This window comes from Planococcus sp. NCCP-2050 (assembly GCF_023708025.1).
In the GTDB taxonomy this organism is placed as follows: domain Bacteria; phylum Bacillota; class Bacilli; order Bacillales_A; family Planococcaceae; genus Planococcus.
The window spans coordinates 1018590-1039478 of sequence record NZ_BRCX01000001.1 but is presented as its reverse complement, the minus strand read 5'-3'; the positions used below and the strand labels follow the sequence as shown (position 1 = coordinate 1039478).

At 44.6% G+C, this 20889-nt stretch carries 17 protein-coding genes; 9 read left to right on the top strand and 8 right to left on the bottom strand.

The features are described 5' to 3' along the window. The first annotated feature begins 336 nt into the window (after positions 1–336). Complete coding sequence (locus NFU07_RS05135) at positions 337–2697, top strand: bifunctional 2',3'-cyclic-nucleotide 2'-phosphodiesterase/3'-nucleotidase (RefSeq protein ID WP_251475529.1); 2361 nt, start codon at positions 337–339, stop codon at positions 2695–2697. Positions 2698–3113: 416 nt separating this feature from the next. Here NFU07_RS05135 and NFU07_RS05130 read toward each other — a convergent pair whose 3' ends face one another. Beyond that, positions 3114–4049 carry a nuclease-related domain-containing protein gene (locus tag NFU07_RS05130; protein ID WP_251475526.1) on the bottom strand — a complete coding sequence of 312 codons (936 nt, stop codon included), beginning with the start codon at positions 4047–4049 and terminating at the stop codon, positions 3114–3116. 408 nt (positions 4050–4457) lie between these two features. Here NFU07_RS05130 and NFU07_RS05125 point away from each other — a divergent pair, with 408 nt between their 5' ends. Next, positions 4458–5855, top strand: coding sequence for a trypsin-like peptidase domain-containing protein (locus tag NFU07_RS05125; RefSeq protein ID WP_251475524.1), 1398 nt, complete (start codon positions 4458–4460; stop codon positions 5853–5855). A gap of 159 nt (positions 5856–6014) precedes the next feature. Then, positions 6015–6224 carry a hypothetical protein gene (locus NFU07_RS05120; RefSeq protein WP_235197017.1) on the top strand — a complete coding sequence of 70 codons (210 nt, stop codon included), beginning with the start codon at positions 6015–6017 and terminating at the stop codon, positions 6222–6224. Positions 6225–6391: 167 nt separating this feature from the next. On the opposite strand, the gene NFU07_RS05115 is transcribed toward NFU07_RS05120, so the two are convergent. Further along, positions 6392–7294: a hypothetical protein gene (locus NFU07_RS05115; RefSeq protein ID WP_251475523.1), complete on the bottom strand. Its 903-nt coding sequence runs from the start codon at positions 7292–7294 to the stop codon at positions 6392–6394. A gap of 176 nt (positions 7295–7470) precedes the next feature. Here NFU07_RS05115 and NFU07_RS05110 point away from each other — a divergent pair, with 176 nt between their 5' ends. Then, positions 7471–9324, top strand: coding sequence for an S-layer homology domain-containing protein (locus NFU07_RS05110; protein WP_251475521.1), 1854 nt, complete (start codon positions 7471–7473; stop codon positions 9322–9324). A gap of 122 nt (positions 9325–9446) precedes the next feature. Beyond that, on the top strand, positions 9447–10214 hold the full coding sequence (locus tag NFU07_RS05105) for a tyrosine-protein phosphatase (protein ID WP_251475519.1): 768 nt from the start codon (positions 9447–9449) through the stop codon (positions 10212–10214). Here the strand turns inward: NFU07_RS05105 and NFU07_RS05100 are convergent. The 6 genes from NFU07_RS05100 to NFU07_RS05075 all read right to left on the bottom strand — a co-directional run bounded on the left by NFU07_RS05100 (position 10172) and on the right by NFU07_RS05075 (position 15561). Beyond that, a complete protein-coding gene (locus NFU07_RS05100) occupies positions 10172–10507 on the bottom strand; it encodes a hypothetical protein (protein WP_251475517.1) in 336 nt (111 codons plus the stop codon). The two genes, NFU07_RS05105 and NFU07_RS05100, sit on opposite strands and share 43 nt — an antisense overlap. 512 nt (positions 10508–11019) lie before the next feature. Further along, entirely contained in the window at positions 11020–12069 is a 1050-nt protein-coding gene (locus tag NFU07_RS05095; RefSeq protein ID WP_251475515.1) for a hypothetical protein, read from the bottom strand. Between the two features lie 11 nt (positions 12070–12080). Beyond that, complete coding sequence (locus tag NFU07_RS05090; protein WP_251475513.1) at positions 12081–13523, bottom strand: MBOAT family O-acyltransferase; 1443 nt, start codon at positions 13521–13523, stop codon at positions 12081–12083. Positions 13524–14131: 608 nt separating this feature from the next. After that, positions 14132–14500 carry a DMT family transporter gene (locus tag NFU07_RS05085; RefSeq protein ID WP_251475511.1) on the bottom strand — a complete coding sequence of 123 codons (369 nt, stop codon included), beginning with the start codon at positions 14498–14500 and terminating at the stop codon, positions 14132–14134. Continuing rightward, on the bottom strand, positions 14497–14856 hold the full coding sequence (locus tag NFU07_RS05080) for a DUF2304 domain-containing protein (RefSeq protein ID WP_235197008.1): 360 nt from the start codon (positions 14854–14856) through the stop codon (positions 14497–14499). The genes NFU07_RS05085 and NFU07_RS05080 overlap by 4 nt, the downstream gene beginning before the upstream one ends. A 15-nt stretch (positions 14857–14871) precedes the next feature. After that, positions 14872–15561: a glycosyltransferase family 2 protein gene (locus NFU07_RS05075; protein WP_251475509.1), complete on the bottom strand. Its 690-nt coding sequence runs from the start codon at positions 15559–15561 to the stop codon at positions 14872–14874. A 548-nt stretch (positions 15562–16109) separates the two neighbouring features. On the opposite strand from NFU07_RS05075, the gene NFU07_RS05070 reads away from it, so the two are divergent. The 4 genes from NFU07_RS05070 (at position 16110) to NFU07_RS05055 (ending at position 20889) form a co-directional block, all read left to right on the top strand. Continuing rightward, positions 16110–16838, top strand: a complete 729-nt coding sequence (locus tag NFU07_RS05070; protein WP_251475506.1) for a YveK family protein — start codon at positions 16110–16112, stop codon at positions 16836–16838. Positions 16839–16843: 5 nt separating this feature from the next. Continuing rightward, positions 16844–17551 carry a CpsD/CapB family tyrosine-protein kinase gene (locus NFU07_RS05065; RefSeq protein ID WP_251475505.1) on the top strand — a complete coding sequence of 236 codons (708 nt, stop codon included), beginning with the start codon at positions 16844–16846 and terminating at the stop codon, positions 17549–17551. 332 nt (positions 17552–17883) lie between these two features. Further along, on the top strand, positions 17884–19722 hold the full coding sequence (locus tag NFU07_RS05060; protein WP_285835936.1) for a polysaccharide biosynthesis protein: 1839 nt from the start codon (positions 17884–17886) through the stop codon (positions 19720–19722). 54 nt (positions 19723–19776) lie between these two features. Beyond that, a complete protein-coding gene (locus NFU07_RS05055) occupies positions 19777–20889 on the top strand; it encodes a DegT/DnrJ/EryC1/StrS family aminotransferase (RefSeq protein ID WP_251475501.1) in 1113 nt (370 codons plus the stop codon).

Here is a 20889-nt window from a genome sequence, read left to right as displayed (position 1 = left end):
GTATAGAAGACAGGCCAGCAATCGTCATATTCCTGTTTTTTCCTAATTACTGTGTTTGAAACCATTTCATGGAATAAAGTCATTTCGTAACACTTCTGTAATAATACTGTAACAAACATTCCAGAATTAGTAAGTAGGTCTTTTTATGCAAATATTTCTAGCCAGCATGCCCTTCCTCCTACTAGACGCTCAGAAATCAAAAAAGTCTCGAAATTTCTTAATTAAATTTAAATTAACTGCAAATTCTTTATAAATTTTATGTAAACGTATTCAATTGTTTTATTATTAGGCATATAATAAAAAAGCTAGACTATTCAATAATAGGGAGATGGGAAAATGGCAATCGGTAAAAAAGCGGCAATGGCTTTAGCGGCATTTGTTTTAGCAACGAGCGCAGTGGCAACAACGGTACCAGCTCAAGCTGCAACAAAAGAAGTGACGCGCGGAGAGTACATCAAACAATTGGTGACGGCTCTTGATGTGAAGCTGGGAGATGGCTCGACAATCGCTTTTAAAGACGTGGATGCTAAACTTGCACCTTACGTGGAAGCAGCTTTCAATTTGGGATTAACAAGCGGCAAGACAAAGACAACGTTCGCGCCAAATGAAAAACTATCACGTGAGCAAGGATTCTCAATCGCAGCACGCGCAGTCGATTCAGAGAAAGAATACCCGAGTTCATTATTGAAGCCGTTCAAAGACAACCGCTACTTAAGCAAAAGCTTGACGCCTGATTTATCAGAAGCTGTCGGCATCGGATTGCTGAAAGGCTATAGCGATGGCACGGTGAAACCGGCAAAAGGAATTGCGCCGAAAGAAATGAGCGCAATCATCAAGCGTTTATTGAAAGAATACCAGCCAGTAAATGCTGAAGACGTATCGCTCCGCATTCTTGGAACGTCCGATCTTCATACGAATTTCGTCAACTACGATTATTACCAAGATAAAGTATCGAACAGCTTAGGGCTTGCGAAAACAGGCGTCTTGATCGAAGAAGCACGTGCGCAAAACCCGAACAGCCTTCTATTTGATAACGGCGACTTGATCCAAGGAACGCCATTCGGCGGCTATAAAGTGACGGTTGACCGCCTCGAAGACGGTGAACTTCACCCAGCTTACGCGGCGCTTGAGTCATTGGATTTTGATGCATCGACTCTAGGGAACCACGAATTCAACTTCGGCCTCGATTATTTGGACGAAGCACTTGATGATGCACCGTTCCCGGTATTGAATGCAAACGTCTACGATGCAGCAACAAAAGAAAACAAATACAAGCCATATGAAATCATCGACAAAGAAGTGGTTGATGGCAATGGCGACAAACACACGATCAAAGTCGGCGTCATCGGCGTCGTTGCACCGCATATCATGAAATGGGACCGCGCGAACCTTGAAGGCAAAGTCATCGCTGAAGATGCGGTCGAATCTGTAGAAAAATTCCTTCCTGAAGTCGAAAAAGCGGGCGCAGATGTGGTCGTTGTTCTTTCTCACTCAGGGATGGGCGATGAAAAACACGATGTCGGCGAAGAAGACATCACGTACCAGCTTTCTGAAATTGACGGCATTGACGCCATCATCACAGGGCATAACCACGATCTATTCCCTGGATCTTACGGCGATTTGAAAAACGTCAACCAAGAGCAAGGCACAATCAACGGTACGCCAATCGTAATGCCAGGTAAATTCGGCAGCCACTTGGGCGTTATCGATTTGAAACTTTCGCCTAAAGGGGAAGAGTGGGAGATCGTTTCTGAAAAAGCGGCACTCCGCGCAATCGATTCTAAAACTGACAAAGTAGCAGCACAAGTCATCGAGGCAGTTAAAGAGACACACGAAGCGACGATTGACTATGTCCGCAGCCCAGTCGGCAAAACGACAGCACCGATCAATAGCTATTTCTCCCAAGTAACAGATGATCCATCAATCCAAATCGTCAACAATGCACAAAAATGGTACGTAGAGAAGAAAGTGGCCGGCACAGCAAATGCTGACTTGCCAATCCTTTCAGCTGCAGCACCGTTCAAAGCAGGCGGACGCAACGGTTCGGATTACTACACAGAAATCAACACAGGCGAAATCGCAATTAAAAACGTTGCAGATCTTTACGTCTTCGACAACACCATCTTCACATTGAAATTGACGGGAGCCGATTTGACGGAATGGCTGGAAATGTCAGCAGGCCAATTCAAGCAAATCAACCCGTCGGCAACAGGCGAGCAGCAATTGATCAACCCGGATTACCGCACATACAACTTTGACGTAATCGACGGCGTCACGTACGACATCGACGTAACGCAGCCATCGAAATACGACGCGGACGGCAAATTGATCAACGAAAAAGCAAGCCGCATCAAAAACTTGCAGTATGATGGAAAAGCAGTAACAGCGACTCAAGAATTCTTGGTCGTAACGAACAACTACCGCGCAAGCGGCAACTTCCCAGGCGTGACAAAAGCGAGTGAGAAAGTCGACTACGCTTACGAAAACCGCCAAGTCATCATGGACTATATGGTCGAAGTCGGCACAATCGATCCATCGGCTGACAGCAACTGGTCATTCGCACCAATCGCTGGCAACCCGAATGTTGTCTTCGAAACATCTGGCAAAGGCCAAAAACTAGTGCCAGCAGACAGCGGCATCAAATACCTTGGTGCAGCAGCAGACGGCTTTGCGAAGTACAGCATTGAAATGAAATAAGAGATTGTTGCGGGAGAGCCCTTCACCATTTGGTGAGGGGTTTTTTGTGTGGGGGGATGTTTTTATTTGCGGGAAACTCAGAGTGATTATGGGGAAACTCACGTCAGTTTACGAGCAACTCACGAATGAAAGAGGGAAACTCGAACAAATTTAAGAGCAACTCGCTCAAAATCCAGAGATTAAGATCAGATTACCGGCTTTTCATTGCATGAAAAGCGACAAAAGCAGGCCTTCGCAAGCGAAGGCCCTATAGAGTTAAAAGTCGAATATAGTTGCGGGAAACTCAGGGTGATTATGGGGAAACTCATGTCAGTTTGCGAGCAACTCATCGACAAGAGAGGGAAACTCATCGCACTTTAAGAGCAACTCACAACTTCCAGAACGAAAAAGAGCCACTCCAAGAGCAGCTCTAATCTTCACTTCATATAAATACGGCCACGACTTTTGCCACTCCTTCGAAGAGCCATCTTCTTCAAAAGATATTTTGCTGCATGTCGATCCTTCATCCGCAAAAAATCCCGGCATTGGATGTTTGTAATTTCAGGAGAGACTAATTCAAACCAATCATCGAGTGCATCTTCATAGCCATTACTAATTGTAATTTCGCAACGAGTGCATTTGTGATGCCGCTGCGTAATTTTCAAACAAGCATTTCCGCAATTGTTGCAAAGCACACCTTTTCTTAATTGACTTACCGAGAGATTAAAAGTATCCAAATAATCGGTTCTGGGAAAAGGAGTATGCAGTGAGAGAATTTGCTGGCCGACCTTTGTCAGCGCAGTTGCAGATAATGGTTTACCGGTACGGGGGAGAGTTGAGATGAACCGGTTCAAGGAGTATGCATAAATTACGGGTATATCGTCTGGCGCTGACTCGACGAAGGTAGTGGAATAAGGAAGAACAACGGAAGTAAAGACAGGCAGCGAGATCTCTAAATCTTCCAAAGCAAGAATCATTTCTTCGCGGGCGTGCCAAGCTTGTGTCACAGGCGAATTATGCCCGACCAATTTCTCATCGCGATTATATTGCTTCATATGAAAACTCTTTTCATCAAAAACCAATTTCCCAGAAAAATTCTTCACCTCAAGAATTAAAATAAAATACGGCGTCAACACAAGTGTATCAATTTGGCAGGAACGAGAGCCGAGCTGTAAGTCACCAATGATGAGTCTATTTTTATCAGAAGACTTCTTAAGATACCCATCGACTCGTTTTTCACCGCCATAGCCAGCCTTCTTTTGATAATGATACAAGTGAATCTCATCGTAGCTCGCATGGTGGTTTGGCAGGCGTACCAGTAATCGGGGCAGCCAAATCACTTCGTGCGGCATCTCTCTTTCTTTAATGAACATTAAATTCCTCCTTTAAATAAAGTATAACAATAATAAAAAGAAAATTAAGAAAAATAAAATCTTATTAAATAATTTTTAGGGAAACTCATCAAGGTTTAAGAGCAACTCATGAACTAAAAGGGGAAACTCAAAAGGCTTTACGGGAAACTCAACGTATTTTTCGAGCAACTCATCAAATTCAAGTCAATATTCTATCGTTGCGTATCTAGAACCGAAGCAAAAGGAACTAACCCCGCCCAAAACACGTCTACTAAACGTATCCACTAACTCTTACATAACTCACTCATCCCTTAAAACACACCTTTTGTCAGCTGTTCATGGCACTATTTCCCATGTATAATGGCGATAATCAAAGGGGAATGCCATAATTAGCAAAAAAACATTTGGAAACCAATAGGAGGAACCACTATGTACTGTTCGAATTGCGGACATAAGAATAAGGAAGGCGCTCGCTTTTGTTCAAGCTGCGGCGAACCGCTAGAAGAAAGACGCTCGAAGAAGCCGAAGAAGAAAAAGGGCATGTATATCGGCATCGCTGCGGCAGTCTTGCTTGCAGGGGGCATCGGCGCGACGCAATTGCTCGGAGACGATGACGATGAACGGAAGCGGACTGAGCAACCGACAGAAGAAACAGCTGACGTCAACGAAGAGGAAACGCCGGAACCGGAAGAGCCAAAAGAAGAAGAGACAACCGAGCCGTCTGCCGGTGAAGTGACGAAAGTCGAAACGATTCAGCCGCCTGCGGAACAGCAAGAGTTATCCGAACCGAAGACGCGTGAAAAAACCGCTATCATCAAAGAAACGCAGCAAAAAGTTTATACGATTAAAACGGAAAATGGCTACGGATCCGGCTTCTCGTTTAACGATAACGGAACGGTCGTCACCAATGCCCATGTAGTCGCTGGCTTCACAGACGTCATGGTCCGGAACGTCAATGGACAGGAACAGCCCGGAAAAGTTATCGGCATTTCCGATAAATACGACGTTGCACTGATTAAAGTCGACGCGTACGAAGGCATTGCACCGCTTGAAATTGAAATGAACCCGACCGATGTCGGCACCGAAGTCATCGCACTCGGCAGCCCGTCCGGTTTTGAAAACACCGCATCGATCGGCTATTTGACAGGAATCGACCGCGATTTCGAGCAGGACTTCCTTTATGAAGACATTTACCAGATCGATGCTCAGATTGCACCGGGTTCAAGCGGCGGTCCGCTGATCGATGCAAAAACGGGCAAAGTCATCGGCATCAACTCATTGCTCTTCATGGACGGCAGTGAAATCGGCTTCTCGATTCCGATGCATTCGATGGTTGACCTAGTAACGAGCTGGGCAAACAGCCCGATGACGGCGGACCAAGTCGCAGCCTTGTTCCCAGCCTATGATGACTTCGAAAACTACGAGGGCGAAGACTATGAATACGACTACGAAAACGAAGGCAATCTCGCGTTTGACGAAGTTTTCCTGAGTGAATTCATCGGCGACTTCCGCTATTACTACGAAATCGCACTTAATAGCGAAGATTTCTTCTACGTCGAAGACATGCTCTTGTATGATAGTCCGGCCTATATCGGCCTCCGCGATTACATCACGGAAATCACCGGCCAAGGTATGGAATATACATTCACTGACCTGGAAATCACCGGCGTGGAAATAAACGAAGATCACGCACTTGTTCATACCTACGAAGCCTTTGACTTCCTTAACGCGGCAGGGGAGGCAACGAAAGAAGAACGCAATAAAACCTATACCGTCGTAATGGACGATTCCGGCTTTTATTACATCTCGGATATTATTAACCAGTAAATTTCAAATAAACCCATTTATTCTCAAAAAACTTCCGAATCTCTATAGGCAAAAATTACTGATTAAGCTATAATGAATGTAACTTATAGCCCTCGTAATTTTTAATGTAAGATAAAACACTATAGAGAGTAGGTAAAAAGGTTTATGGAGGAGTTCGAAATGTATCAAACCAAACTTGAAGAACAATTTGGCAAACCCATGAAAGAGATCATTTACGAATACTACATCACGAAAAACTACGGGCCGTCCGTGGGGGCAAAAGAACTCGGAATTCCACGCCGCGTCTTTATCTACTTCCGAAACTACTATAGTCTAAAAGAAGTCAAACATGCGCTGCATGCCGACCAGAACCTTTGCCCGGACAAATGAAAAACGCCATCCACTTTTGAAAGTGGATGGCGTTTTTTGCTTTCCTTTATTGTCCAGACTCCAGCGCCTAGCTCCTCGGGGTCTTAAGTCAACCCACTCCGGAAATCCGGATTTCCTGCGTGTTCTGCCTTAAGCCTGTCGGAGCTTGATAGGCGCTTCCGCTTTTCTTATAATCCAGTTGCCTTGCTGATTAAATCGCTCTTGCGCTGTTCTTTGCGTGCTTCGTATTCAGAAACTAAGGAATCGGCATGCGATTCAGCTAAGCCGTTCGCTTTCAATTCTTTTTTCATCGATCCAAGCACCGCGTAAAAGACTGTGTCTGTGCGGCCTTCGAGTTCAGTTGCTGCGGACATGTACTTATTATAGAAGTAACCGTAGCTGATTGATTCGCCATTTGCTTTTTTCGAGTCATACTCGCTCTTCGCACGGCTAACCAATCCATTGATGCGTGAATTTGCCTGGTTTTCGATATCTGCTAAACTTGGTTCATATTTCTGTTTGATCTGTGCGACTGTTACTTTGCCTGATCCAGCATCTGAACCGGAGTTGCCAGAACCTGAATTTCCAGATCCGCCTGCAGAACCTTTGCCTGAGTTAGAAGAACCGGATCCGTTCGACCCTGTATTTCCAGTTGTTGAACCAGAGTTTGATCCAGAACCGCTTGCTTTATCCGAGCTGCCAGAACTTGTTCCGCCATTTGAAGTGGATGTGCCGGCTGTACCAGAAGTAGAGCCAGTCGATCCGCCTTCAGAAGCGCCGCTTTCGGAATTGCTTGAACTTGATCCTTCGGATGAATTTCCATCAGTTCCAGCAGCTGTTTCAGATGAAGAGTCTTTCGAACCATCCGCTGAACTTCCATCAGAACCTTCTTCTATCACATTTCCATCACCGTCGACAATAATCTTAGAACCATCAGGTAATTCCACCTCATAATTCTCTTTTGTTATTTCGTCCACCTGTTCGTCCGCTACGTCGTACTCCTTAAATTGGAATAAATACACTAAATAGCCTGCGACACTTAAAAAGATGATCCCCAGTACCAAAACAATCTTTTTCCAATGCTTTTTCATCGTTAAATCCTCCCATACCTCAATAAATAATCTAATCATATTAGCCATAATAATTGCTAATTATATACAAATAACCACCGAATTACTAACTTTTTACATAAATTATTATTGTAGTACCAATATTATTAAGCTACAATTAGACAATACCACAAAATTGAATCAAGAGGTGAGCAAGGTTGAGTAAAAACAAAAACACGAAAATGTTCCTAGCTGGAACTATGGCTTTATCATCAGTTGTTGCAGTAGGAATCCCGGCTGGTACAGCAGATGCTGCAACAGAAGTGCCAACAGATGCACAGATTGCAGCTAAAATTGCAGCTGACTATAAAGCTTTGAATGGAGACCAAAAAGCAATTCTCGAAATTGCACAAAAAGAAGTAGCAAAACAAACTGGAATTTTTATCGATGCGAACTATGCAGATAAACCACAACTAGTTCAAAACTTAAACACTTTAATATCACCTTTATCTTCTACTGAGCAAAACAATGTTGAAGCAGCTGCATTAACAAGAATTACGAATTTCAAAAACAGCGCTCGCTCATACTTAAAAGATGATCTTCAAGTACAAGAAGTATTCGCTTATGCAGAACTAGTTCGTACAAGCTTATACGAAGGAGCACTAAACTCTACAATTAAAGACTTAGATCCGCTCTATAGCAAAGCATTAACATTCTTCCAAAATAATGCTGCTCCAGCTTCAATTAAAAATATCGTTGTTAAACCTTCTGCAGGACAGTTAGCAACTATCGTTTCAAACATTGAAAAAGCAGTAGCAGATTTAGATACTCCACCAGTAGTAACACCACCAGGCGGCGGTGGCGGCGGTGTAGTAACTCCACCAACAACACCAACTGAACCACCAACAACAACTCCAGGAGGCGGCATCGAAACTTCTCCGGACACGTTGAAAAACAACCCTGAAGATGTGATCAAAGCAATCGAAGAAGCAGCATCTGTGAAAGAATTAGCAGTTGATGTGAAACCAGGCGAAGCGGTATCAATCCCGATGACAGTAGCTTCAGCACTTGAAAACAAAAACGCGGATGCAGTAATCGTGATTGCTTCATCAGAAGCTTCATACGAATTGCCAGTATCCGTAATTGATGCAGCGAAACTTGCGAAAGATTTAGGTGTCGCTTCTTCTGAACTAAGCATCACAGTTGAATTGACAAAAATCGCTAACCAATTGACAAAAGAAAACTCAATCGGCTTCGCTATCGAATTCAGCATCAAAGCAGTAGCTCCAGACGGTAAATCTATTGACATTACATACTTGGGTTACCCAGTATTGCGTTCAATCGAAACTCCGACGGCACTTAACGCAGCGACTTCAGTCGGCGTACGGGTAAACCAAGACGGTTCATTTACAGCAGTTCCAACATACATTGATGGAAAAACAGCGAACTTGTACTTCTCTGCAAACTCGGCTTACACAGTGATCCAAAACGCAAAAACATTCAAAGACATCGATAACCGCGGCTACTGGGCTGAGGAATACATCGAGAAATTGGCTTCGAAAATGATCGTTTCGGGTAAATCAGCTGATAGCTTCTCGCCATCGACTTCAATCACTCGCGGTGAATTCGCAGCAGTACTTGCTCGTGGCCTTGGTTTAGTTGCTGAAGACGTGAACTCTGCAGACTTCACTGACGTATCACCAACTCAAGCAGTTAACCGCAACGGGGAAATCGCAGCAGTTGTTGAAGCGGGAATCGTTTCAGGCTACGGCAACGGAAAATTCGGTCCGTACAACGAAATCACGCGCAACGAAGCAGCAATCATGATCAGCAAAGCAATGGACTATATCGGTTCTGAAGATGTAAAATTAGATGCGACGAAGAAAGTTTCAAGCTTCGCGGATTACCGTTACATTTCGCCTGCAGCGCGTCCACACGTAGAGCGCGTACTTCAAGCGTCTTACCTGTCTGGATTCAAAGACAACACGTTCCGTTCACAAAATGAAACAACACGTGCAGAAACTTCAAGAATCCTGTATAATTTCCTTAACTCAATTAAATTCATTAACTAATCATATCAATAGGCACTTCTTAACCGGAGTGCCTGTTTTTTAAATAAAACCCGAAAGCCCCCTAATTAAAACCTACGAAAGGCTTCCACTCAACATTTTTCAAGCAACGGAGGAGAACACCTATGATTGACACGCATTCACACATTTTGGCAGGCCTCGATGACGGCGCTGAAACCATGGAACAGACAAAGCGCCTGCTCGAAAAAGCAGTCGAAGAGCAAATCACCGGCATCATCGCAACGCCGCATGGCCACCATCCGAATTTCAAAACCGATATTGGGGCCATCCAAACTCAATTGGCTGCAGCGAACGCCTACATTGAAGAACAGCAGCTGCCCATCAAAATATACAGCGGACTTGAAAACCGCTTATCTGAACAATTGCCTCAGCGCCTAAAAGACGGCGAAGCATTGCCGCTTGCCGATTCGCAATATGTCTTGCTCGAATTGCCATCGTCCGGCATTCCAGCATACACCGTGCCAATCATCCAACAGCTGATCATGGCGAACTACGTACCGATCATTGCACATGCTGAACGCAACCAAGGCATCATTGAAAAGCCTGAACGTTTGCGTAAACTTCTCCTTCACGGAGCAGTCGCACAAGTAACAGCGGGTTCGCTCGCAGGAAGCTTCGGCAAAGCCATCCAGAAAACGGCATTGACTTTGCTGGATGCAAACTTGATTCATGTCTACGGCTCCGACGTACATAGCTTGGACAAACGCCCATTCCTATTCAATGAAGGACTCGATTACCTGGAGAAAAAGAATCGCCACGAAATGGTCGACTTGATGCTCGAAAATAACGAGCGCATCCTGCTAAACCGCAACTTAATCGTCTTGGAACCTCAAGACATCCCAAAACCAAAATGGTGGAACGTCTTCGCATAATGCGAAGGCGTTTTTATTTTGCCGGAGGAAGCTGGGGGGAACTCACAGTGATTAGAGGGAAACTCATCTAACTTTGCGAGCAACTCATCAACGTAATAGGGAAACTCACAACCATTTAAGAGCAACTCGCCCAAAACCTTAAAACCCAATTGGCCAAAACCATGGCTTTTTGCTCCGCAAAAAGCGATAAAAGACAAAACCTTAGAAAGCAGGATGATTTCATTTGCAATTAAGGAGATTTCAGAAGGGTGAAGCTTGATTTCGAAGTGAATACGTGTGATTTCAACACCCAACCAGTTGATTTCACCGAAATCCTATACAAAAAAGCCGCTTGCACCAAAAGGTACAAGCAGCTTCATAAATTACTCTCAATTTTCTCACCCTACTTACAACCACAATCGAATTGAGGGAGCGTAATGGGGAAGACGAAGTAAGAAGACAGGTGCTCTTCCTGGCTTCTTACGGGAGTCCCCCCTAAGCGGGACGAACGGCTAAAGAAGCTGCACTCTTTCTTGCTATCTTCTTGATCAATCCCAGCAACCCAAAACGTCCCTGTGTCGGCCACAAATTGAAAAACATTTGAGTCCGACCCAGGGACGAAAAAATGCCAGCCATAAATAAAGAACATTTGTGTCTGGCATAGAAAGCTAAAAAAACGAGTTTCCACAATAAAACTAATCATCCCACTTACAACCACAACCCAAGTGAGGGAGCGCCATGAGGGAGACGCAGCCAGAAGACAAGCGCTCTTTGCTTGGCTTCTTGCGAAAGTCACCCCCTAAGCGGGACGAACGCCTCCAGAACCTCACTCAATCTCCAGCACTCCAACCAACTCTCTAACATCTTCCAAATGCGCATCAATATTTTCAGCCGTCACAAAAACCCCGAAATCCTCCGGCACCGCAGCGTCCTCACCTTGCTCCACGCGCTTCGCGATCAAATTGCCGATCTCCGGATAAAAATGATGCCCATCATAATAATTCGTAATCTCATTCGTCACCGAGTTCGGATACATGAAATTCCACACGCCGCCGTATACTTCAACCAAGTCGCGCAGCCAGACCTCATAGTCATCATACAGATCCGTCGAAACGAGCGACTTGAACAATTCTGTCGAAATCGGTGTCGTATAAACAAGCTTTTCAATTCCAGGCTCCGTATCCCGGACAATCCCCATAATCTCTTTATAGCGAGGATAATACACATAATTTGAACCGTAAAAGGTCTTCTCAAACGTAGCAATCTTATCGGCTGTATCCGCCGCCGTCTCTTCAGCGCTTAAGCGCCGCGCAAATGCATTGCCTTCGCGGTTATACAAGCGGTCTTCAGAAATCTCATTGGCCGCGGACAAACGTAGATTCTTCAGCGATGTCTCAAATACATCCAATGACAATAAATTCTTCGTCCGGTAAAACGATTTCTCGGTCCGCGCCACATGATTCGTGATGTCTTTCGGCGCTTCCGCTTCCTGGGTGCTCGACTTGAAGAAATCGACACCGAGTACAATACGTTCATAATCCGGATTCTTTTCAAACGCATATTCAATCATCGTACGGTATTCACGCATCGACAGATTTGCCACCGAATAATTATAAACGTCCCAATCCTCAAAAGCCGTCGTGTGGATATACGTACTGCGGCTCGAACCGATCAACAGCGTATCGGCATCTTTTGGCTGATACTTCTGGTTCGCCGTCTTTTGCTCGCGCTCATCCGTCACCACCTGAACATCATTGAACAAATGCGCATGGGCATAATGCCAAAGCGGATCGATCCAAAAATTCACCGCCACCACAATCGCGGTCAACGAGGCGAAGATCGCCATGACCGTAACTGTAAAATTCTTATCGTCCACGGGATCTCCTCCTAGAAGTTAAAGTACAGGAATTCGCTGACTTGCTGCAATTGCATCGTGCTGTAGAACAACAGCAGCGCCACAAAAATCGCCATCGGCACATTCCGTTTCATCTCATTTTTGATTTCAATCGAGTTTTTCGCAAACCAGCTGAGCAATAAACCGATCAGCAGCAAGAAATACATCTGAATGGTCGGTGTATCAAACGGCAGCAACACGACCCAGTCCGGATTGAAGTCCGGGAACAGTTTGTAAATGCCGGCAGGGAAGTAGAAGCCGTTGAATCCGAACATCGCTTTTAGCACCGTCATTGCATCTTCCAATGTCAAAGCGCGGAAGAATACCCAAGCCAAATGGACGAATAAAAACGTCGTCGCCCAGGCGGCAATGCCGTTCATCTTATGTCCCACAAGTTTCCAGTAACGGCAGATGATGCTTGCCACACCGTGCATGACGCCCCATATGAGGAATGTCCACCCCGCCCCGTGCCAGATGCCGCTCACCAAAAAGATGATGAAGATGTTCAAATAGGTCCGCCGCGGTCCTTTCCGGTTCCCGCCAAGCGGTATGTAAATATAAGCGGTCAAGAAATGCGACAAGGTAATATGCCAGCGCCGCCAGAAATCCTGGATGTCCCGCGCTTTATACGGCGAGTTGAAATTGATCGGCAAGCGGATATTGAACAGCAAAGCAAGCCCAATCGCCATATCCGAATAGCCGCTGAAATCGAAATACAATTGCAGCGTGTAAGAAAGCGTTGTAAACCAGCTATCCAGGAAGGTCAGCGACTCCACATCGCTGTATCCCGTATTCGCCCAAGCGGCAAACGTATCGGCAATCCCCACTTTCTTGAACAGCCCGATCGCAAACACCAGCAATCCCTTTGAGATATTCTCATACTGGATCCGGTAATTCTTCTTGTCCGTAAACTGCGACATCACTTGCCCGTGATGCACAATCGGACCCGCGATCAACTGCGGAAAGAAAGAGACGAATAAACCATAATTGAGGAAATTGTATTCCTTCGTCTCCAACCGGTACGAATCCACCAAATACGCAATCTGCTGGAATGTATAGAAACTGATCGCGAGCGGCAAAAGAAGCTCCTTCAGCACAATCTCCGACCCAAACACGATATTGATATTCTCCACAAAGAAATCATAATACTTATAATAGCCAAGCAAACCGACATTAAACAAAATGCCGAGCGTCAAAATCCCTTTACGCAGCGGCTTCGCCCGGTCCTTGCCAAGAAAAGCCCCGATGATGTAGTTGATCACCATCGACACCAAAATCAGCGGCAAATACGCCGGATTCCAGTAGCCATAGAAAAACAGTGAAGCGATCAACAGCCAACTTTTCGCAAAAGGAATATGCAAACGACCGAGTATGTAATAAACAACAAAAACAATCGGAAGGAACAAAAAGATAAACTCAAACGAATTAAATATCACAACGAAACCCCTCTGATCTATAGAATGAAACAATCACTCCATTTTACTAAACTCTTGGAGAAAACAAAATGGGAAATAAAGGATGTGACAAGAAAAAGAGAGTGGGGGAAGAATTCGCTCTAGGTGGACGCTTTCCGCGGGCACGGCTTCTGCCGCTTCCCTCACTCCGTTCAGTCCAGTGGCTCCAGCTCGTGCTGTCCCCGCTGGAGTCGCCACCTTCCGCTCATCCTTCTAATTATCATCTTTTAAAAAAGGAGAAGAACAGCTTTCTCCATAGGTATAGTGAAATCGACACAATTAAAGTAGAAACGAAAAGAGTCTAAATAAAAGGCGTCACAATTTAACTAAGAGCCGACATAATTCAAATTAAAGAAACCTTTCCAACTATCCACTCGAAGCCCAGTGGTTTAGGTTCTGTAATAGCCCACTATCATACTTATACTAGAGGGGATCGCGCCACTCCCGCGGAAAAACGAGGGACCGAGACCCCGCAGACCGTGCGTCTTTTTGCGCGGTTGAGGAGGCTTGGGCGTTCGTCCGCAGGAAAGGGCGCGTATTCCCTCTAATCTACAAATAAGAAAAGCCCCCAAAAAGGGAGCCAATAAAACTTAACGCATCTCACTAATACCGATAATCGAAACCCCAAGCATGATAAAGCACACACCTGCCACTTTCCAAAGCGTAATCGCCTCACCGAAAATGAAAAATGCTCCCACAACCGCAATCACATATGCGCTCGACTGCAGTGGATACGCCACACTGAGCGGCACCCTAGTCAAAATGAACAACCACAACACCGTAGCAAGCCCATACATCGTCAGCCCCGTAAAAATATACGGCGTGAAAAACAACTTAACAACGGAGAAAACCGAACTGAACGCATCCGTATTTTTTTCCATACCGACCTTCCATAAAAACTGGCCGGCAACCAATATCAATGTATTACACAATACCAATAACAGCGACACAATATTCATGAACGAGAATCCTCTTTCCGTACTTCCTGTATTTCACGCTGCAAAAACGCAACGTCCTGCACGAGCGTCTTAATGCGATGCTCTTGCTTCGACAACAAATGCGTATGGTAGATGAGCAAGCTCAACACCACCAAAAACGCCAGTAAAAAAATCAGCGACGGCAAATAACTGATGCCGATCGCGCGGGCAAAATCATTTAAATAAGGCAAAGCGAAAGCAAGCACCACGCCGATGATCGAAAACGTCAGCCACATAAATGCGTACTGATCCGTCAGCTTATTCTTCGCCGTCATCCCAATCACCACGATCAAAAAGAACAGGGAAGAAGCGATCACGATGAGATAAACCGTATTCATGAACAAAACTCCTTCCTATATATAAGAACGTATCAGCGAAAAGAACGTCACTTTCGCCATATAATAGACCGACTTGCCAGGCGTGATCGAAGACGCGCCGCCTTGCCGCGCATTCATCTCGACTTTCGTCTCTTCCACTTTAAAGCCTTTACGTGCGAGCTTCACAATCACTTCCACTTCCGGATAGTCCACCGGGTAGTCTTTCGCAAACCATTCAATTACACGACGGTTCACAATCCGGTAGCCGGAAGTCGGATCCGTGATATTCACCCGTGCAATCATACGCAATAAATAATTGAAATAAAGGATGCCGGTCCGGCGTGTCAAACTGCCTTTATAATTCGATTTCTCCAAAAAGCGCGAACCGATCAGCATATCCACATCACGCTTCTTCATCTCCGCTACCAAATGGTGAAGATCTTCCGGATCGTGCTGCCCGTCCGCGTCCAATTGAATCGCATAATCGTAGCCGAAGCGTTCCGCATAACGATAACCGGTCTGCACGGCACCGCCGATGCCCAAATTCACAGGAAGCGTCACATGTGAAAAGCCGTGCTGCTCGAGAATTTCTTTCGTCCGGTCCGTAGAGCCGTCATTAATCACCACATAATCATATTCATGGAATTGTTCCAATTGCTGGACCGTCCCAACAATGGCCTGTTCCTCGTTATAAGCAGGAACAATAATCAAAATCTTTGAAGTCATTGCCAAAAAGCCCCTTTTTCATAGTCCTTCTCATTATAGGATGAAATTCAAAAGAAGTCATGCCAATTCCTAAATTCATACAATTAGAATAAAAACTGTTCCGTTTAGCTCAGTCCGAGTGGGGAGCAATTTCAAGGCCATAAACCCTTGTTCACCTCTCGTCACATAAGGAGAAAGTCTATTCATCTTCACTTCTATTGGTAAGAATCTCTTTTCCACAAACTGTCTGAGCTCTATATAGAAAAACTCAAAAATATCTTCTCAGCGCATGTTTTTCGACAAAATATATCCAACTGGACATGCAGAAATACCTGCATCATTCCCATTAAAGGAAACAATACCTACGAAAATTTTCCAAAATAATCCGCAATACCCTTATAACTTCGTGTTATACTGAGATAAAGAGAAACGATGAACAGGAAATTATTTACCATCGTTTAGACCAATCGCACTTTAACCGCCAGCTGATTCCCGCATCAAAAGAGGGATTGCCCTGTCATTTAAAGTAAGATAAAACCACATTTACCTTTAAAGGAGTCAAACGGCACATGGAAGAAACCATCTCGTTACAGGAACTTTTTAGCACCTTGAAAAAAAGGTTAGGCCTAATCCTCATCTTGACGATTCTGGCAGTCATCATCGCAGGCGTTGTCAGCTATACCTTGCTGACGCCAATTTACCAGACGTCAACGCAGATTCTCGTCAACCAGGAACAGACAGAAGCGACGCAGCTGACCAACCAGAACATCCAAACCGATCTTCAATTGATCAATACATATTCGGTCATCATCAAAAGCCCGGCAATCTTGGACCAAGTAGCACAGCAATTGGATCTTGGGTTGACGGCTGAACAGCTGAACAGCAAAATCACCGTCAGCAATGCTGAAAACTCACAAGTCGTGAATGTGGCAGTTGAAGATGCAGACCCGGCAATTGCTGTAGACATCGCGAACACGACAGCAGACGTTTTCCAAAACGAGATTCTGGAATTGATGAGCGTCGATAACGTTTCGATTCTTTCGCCGGCTATGTTGAAAGAAGACCCAACTCCGATCAAACCGAATCCGATGCTCAATATGGCGATTGCCGCTGTCATTGGCCTAATGCTTGGAGTTGGTATCGCATTCTTGCTTGAATACTTGGATACAACGATCAAGAGCGATCAAGATATCGAAGACGTACTGGGCATTCCGGTACTTGGCATGATTTCACCAATCGAAGAAAAAACCGATATGCAGGAAGCTGCAAAAACTTCATCTAAGAGAAGGGGAGCGTAAGCCAGATGGCAAGAAAGAAACAAAAAAAAGTATTGCAGGAAACTGCGCGTAAAGTAATTTCGTTTACCAATCCCCGCTCTTACGTAGCGGAACAATTCCGGACGCTCCGGACGAACATCAACTTCTCGTCTCCGGATTCAGATATCCGTTCACTGCTTGTGACGTCAGCAGCACCTTCAGAAGGCAAGTCAACCGCTTCAGCGAACCTGGCTGTCGTTTTCGCTCAAGAAGGAAAACGCGTCTTGCTAGTCGATGCTGATATGCGGAAACCGACAACGCATTACACGTTCCATATGGGGAATACGCAAGGTTTGTCATCTGTTTTAACTCGCCAGATCGAAGCGGAAACGGCGATCCGGGAAACGGAAATCGAACGCCTCGACTTATTGACATGCGGACCGATTCCGCCAAACCCGGCAGAACTCCTCGCATCCAAATCGATGGACGCTTTAATTGAACAATTGAAAGAAACTTACGACATCATCATTTTCGATGCACCGCCGGTTCTTTCCGTGACAGATGGCCAAATCCTTGCCAGCAAATGCGAAGGAACGATCCTGGTCGTCAATTCCGGTACAACGGAAAAAGAAATGGCCCTAAAAGCGAAAGAAGCGATTGCTTCATCCAATAGCCGCTTGATTGGTGCCGTCTTGAATAACTTCATTCTTCCAAAAGACAACTACTATTACCAATACTACGGAGCTGAAAAGTAAAAAGGGCTTCCCTTTTTACTTTTTTCTATGCCTAAACGAGCTCGGAAAAAGGCCTATAAACGGATTTTTCAGTTTTAGACCCCTAGACCCATTTCTCAGGACTATTCATACATAAGGTTTTGAAATAAAAAACGAAACGAATTCTTTATCGGGAACTAAGGATTACGTATTCATCAATTTGTAGGAATTGTAAGTTATCTTAGAAATTTTTAACAAAAAAAGTAAGAATTTGTTTTAGAAATCTATTCTTTTCCAAATACTAGTATGCTAAAATAGATTAATAGTCTAATTACCTAGATCTAAAGTACTTAAAAAGGAAAGGAGTGAACGATGTGTCTTTAAAAAACCGAGTATCCCTGTTGGTGTTGCTGGATTCATTTATTGTCTTCTTCTCCATCTTTATCGGTTATTACTTGCTTCATCCACTGACAAACCCATTTGACAGTATCTTCTTGCTGGCGAGCGCTACGACGATCTTTGTCGCGCACCACGCATTTGCGATGTATTACGGACTCTACCGGAAAATCTGGGAATACGCTTCAATCGGTGAACTCACATCCATCTTTAAAGCGGTGACCTTCTCCATCATTGCAGTCGGAATGGTTCAATTCCTTGTGCGGGGAGATGTGCTGCTTCGGGCGCTAGCGATTACATGGATGCTGCATCTCTTACTAATCGGAGGTTCGCGCCTCTCTTGGCGTTTGTTCCGGGATATGTTTGTGGGGAGTCAAAAAAGCGACCAAAAACGGACATTGATCATCGGAGCGGGGAGAGCGGGGACACTAGTAGCTCGCCAACTCATCAACAACCCGGAAAAAGGCTTGATGCCGATTGTCTTTGTCGATGATGACATCAAAAAGCAGGGATTGGAAATTTACGGTGTACGGGTTCAAGGTGGCACCGAAGCCATCGCCGACATTGCAAAAGATAACAGAATCGAACAAATCGTCTTTGCCATTCCTTCCTTGCCAAAAGCAGAAACCGCAGAAATCATCACCCGCTGCGTCGATACCGGCATCAAAACGCAGATCATCCCGCTCATCGAAGACTTGATGACAGGAAAACTGTCCGTTACCGATATGCAAGACGTGAAAATCGAAGACTTGCTTGGACGCGACGAAGTGAAGTTGGACATGAATAAAATCCAAGGGCAACTGACGGGGAAAACTGTTCTCGTCACTGGGGCTGGTGGATCGATCGGTTCAGAAATTTGCCGCCAGATTTCACGCTTTACACCGAAGAAGCTCTTGCTTCTCGGCCACGGAGAAAACTCGATTTACTTAATTGATATGGAACTGCGCAACTCGATTGACTGTGATACCGAAATCATTCCGATCATTGCAGATGTCCAGGACCGTGAACGCATGATGCAGATCATGATGGACTACGAACCGGATGTCGTCTACCACGCAGCAGCGCATAAACATGTTCCGTTAATGGAAGGAAATCCGATGGAAGCCGTGAAGAACAATATTTACGGCACGAAAAACGTTGCGGATGCAGCGCATTTTGCAGGCGTCAAAAACTTCGTTATGGTGTCGACGGATAAAGCGGTCAACCCTCCGAACGTGATGGGCGCAACAAAGCGTTTTGCTGAAATGATTGTCCAGAACTTAGCGAAGCGCAGCAAGACAAAATTTGCCGCAGTTCGTTTTGGGAATGTCCTCGGTTCACGTGGATCGGTTATTCCGTTGTTTAAGAAACAGATTGCTGCAGGCGGACCAATTACAGTCACGGATGAACGAATGACTCGTTATTTCATGACAATACCTGAAGCATCGCGTCTTGTGATTCAGGCGGGAACACTCGCTGAAGGTGGAGAAGTGTTTGTGTTGGATATGGGTGAGCCTGTAAGAATAGTGGATCTTGCAGAAAATCTCATTCGCTTGTCTGGGTATGAAAAAGAAGACATTGGAATTAAATTTGCGGGGATTCGTCCTGGTGAGAAGCTATACGAAGAACTGTTAAATAAAGACGAAATTCAAAGTGAGCAAGTGTTTCCGAAAATCCATATTGGGAAGGCGAATCCAGTTAGTGAGGGAGAGCTGACAATCTTACTGGATAAGTTATTAGATATGGAGTCAGACGTTCTGAAAGATACATTAATTGCACTAGCGAATCGTAAAAATGTAGGAATGAGTGAAAGCAACTTATTAAAAGCTGCAAAATAAATCATTAAATGCGCAATCGAATGTTGTGGCACATCAGGAAGGAAGCATCAGACAATGGCAGAACGAATTTTCCTCTCATCACCGCATATGAGTGACGAAGGCTACGAACAGCAATATGTAAAAGAAGCTTTTGATACAAACTGGATTGCCCCTCTTGGAACGAATGTAAACGAATTTGAAAATGAACTAGCTGCAAAAGTCGGTTCGAAAGCAGCAGCGGCGCTTTCTTCCGGGACAGCAGCCATCCATTTGGCATTAAAAGCAGCTGGAGTCGGAGAAGGGGACATCGTCTTTTGTTCGACACTCACTTTTTCCGCAACTGCAAACCCGATCATCTATCAAAATGCCATTCCAGTTTTTATCGATAGCGACTACGAAACATGGAATATGTCTCTGAAAGCATTGGAAGAAGCATTTGAGAAATATCCAAAAGTGAAAGCAGTTCTCTTAGTGCATCTATATGGTTTATCGGCAGATATGGATCAAATCGTAGCACTTTGTAAAAAGTATAATGTCGCTTTGATAGAAGATGCAGCTGAATCATTGGGTACTTACTATAAAGGTCAGCATACTGGTACTTTCGGTGATTATGGAATCTTCTCTTTCAATGGAAATAAAATCATCACCACTTCGGGTGGCGGAATGTTAGTTTCTAATAATGAAGAACGAATCGCTAAAGCCAGATTTTGGGCTACTCAGTCGAGAGACCAAGCAAGACATTACCAACACAGCGAATTAGGCTATAACTACCGCATGAGTAATGTAGTCGCTGGGATAGGCAGAGGACAGTTAAAAGTGCTAGATAACCGAGTTGCAAAGAAAAACTATATTTATAATTTTTATAAGAGCCACTTAAGTGATCTTGAGGGTGTAGAGTTTATGCCAGATAACGAATGGGACAAAGCGAACTATTGGTTAAGTGCAATGACTTTAACTGGCAGCATCCGACCGAATGATGTAATGGATGCTCTTGAAAAAGAAAATATTGAATCGCGTCCAGTATGGAAACCTATGCATATGCAGACTTATTTCGAGAAATATGATTTTGTTGGAGCAAAAATTTCGGAAGAATTATTTAAAAATGGAGTTTGCTTACCAAGTGATACGAAAATTACGGATGAGCAGTTAGATAGAGTTGTAAAGATTATTAGAGGGTTGTGGGAATAA

Excerpts from the sequence above, each read along its gene's own strand:
- NFU07_RS05080 (WP_235197008.1), bottom strand. The coding sequence starts at position 14,856 with ATGAATACGGTTTATCTCATCGTGATCGCTTCTTCCCTGTTCTTTTTG.
- NFU07_RS05070 (WP_251475506.1), top strand. The coding sequence starts at position 16,110 with ATGGAAGAAACCATCTCGTTACAGGAACTTTTTAGCACCTTGAAAAAA.
- NFU07_RS05085 (WP_251475511.1), bottom strand. The coding sequence starts at position 14,500 with ATGAATATTGTGTCGCTGTTATTGGTATTGTGTAATACATTGATATTG.
- NFU07_RS05105 (WP_251475519.1), top strand. The coding sequence starts at position 9,447 with ATGATTGACACGCATTCACACATTTTGGCAGGCCTCGATGACGGCGCT.
- NFU07_RS05135 (WP_251475529.1), top strand. The coding sequence starts at position 337 with ATGGCAATCGGTAAAAAAGCGGCAATGGCTTTAGCGGCATTTGTTTTA.
- NFU07_RS05120 (WP_235197017.1), top strand. The coding sequence starts at position 6,015 with ATGTATCAAACCAAACTTGAAGAACAATTTGGCAAACCCATGAAAGAG.
- NFU07_RS05065 (WP_251475505.1), top strand. The coding sequence starts at position 16,844 with ATGGCAAGAAAGAAACAAAAAAAAGTATTGCAGGAAACTGCGCGTAAA.
- NFU07_RS05055 (WP_251475501.1), top strand. The coding sequence starts at position 19,777 with ATGGCAGAACGAATTTTCCTCTCATCACCGCATATGAGTGACGAAGGC.
- NFU07_RS05125 (WP_251475524.1), top strand. The coding sequence starts at position 4,458 with ATGTACTGTTCGAATTGCGGACATAAGAATAAGGAAGGCGCTCGCTTT.
- NFU07_RS05130 (WP_251475526.1), bottom strand. The coding sequence starts at position 4,049 with ATGTTCATTAAAGAAAGAGAGATGCCGCACGAAGTGATTTGGCTGCCC.
- NFU07_RS05075 (WP_251475509.1), bottom strand. The coding sequence starts at position 15,561 with ATGACTTCAAAGATTTTGATTATTGTTCCTGCTTATAACGAGGAACAG.
- NFU07_RS05115 (WP_251475523.1), bottom strand. The coding sequence starts at position 7,294 with ATGAAAAAGCATTGGAAAAAGATTGTTTTGGTACTGGGGATCATCTTT.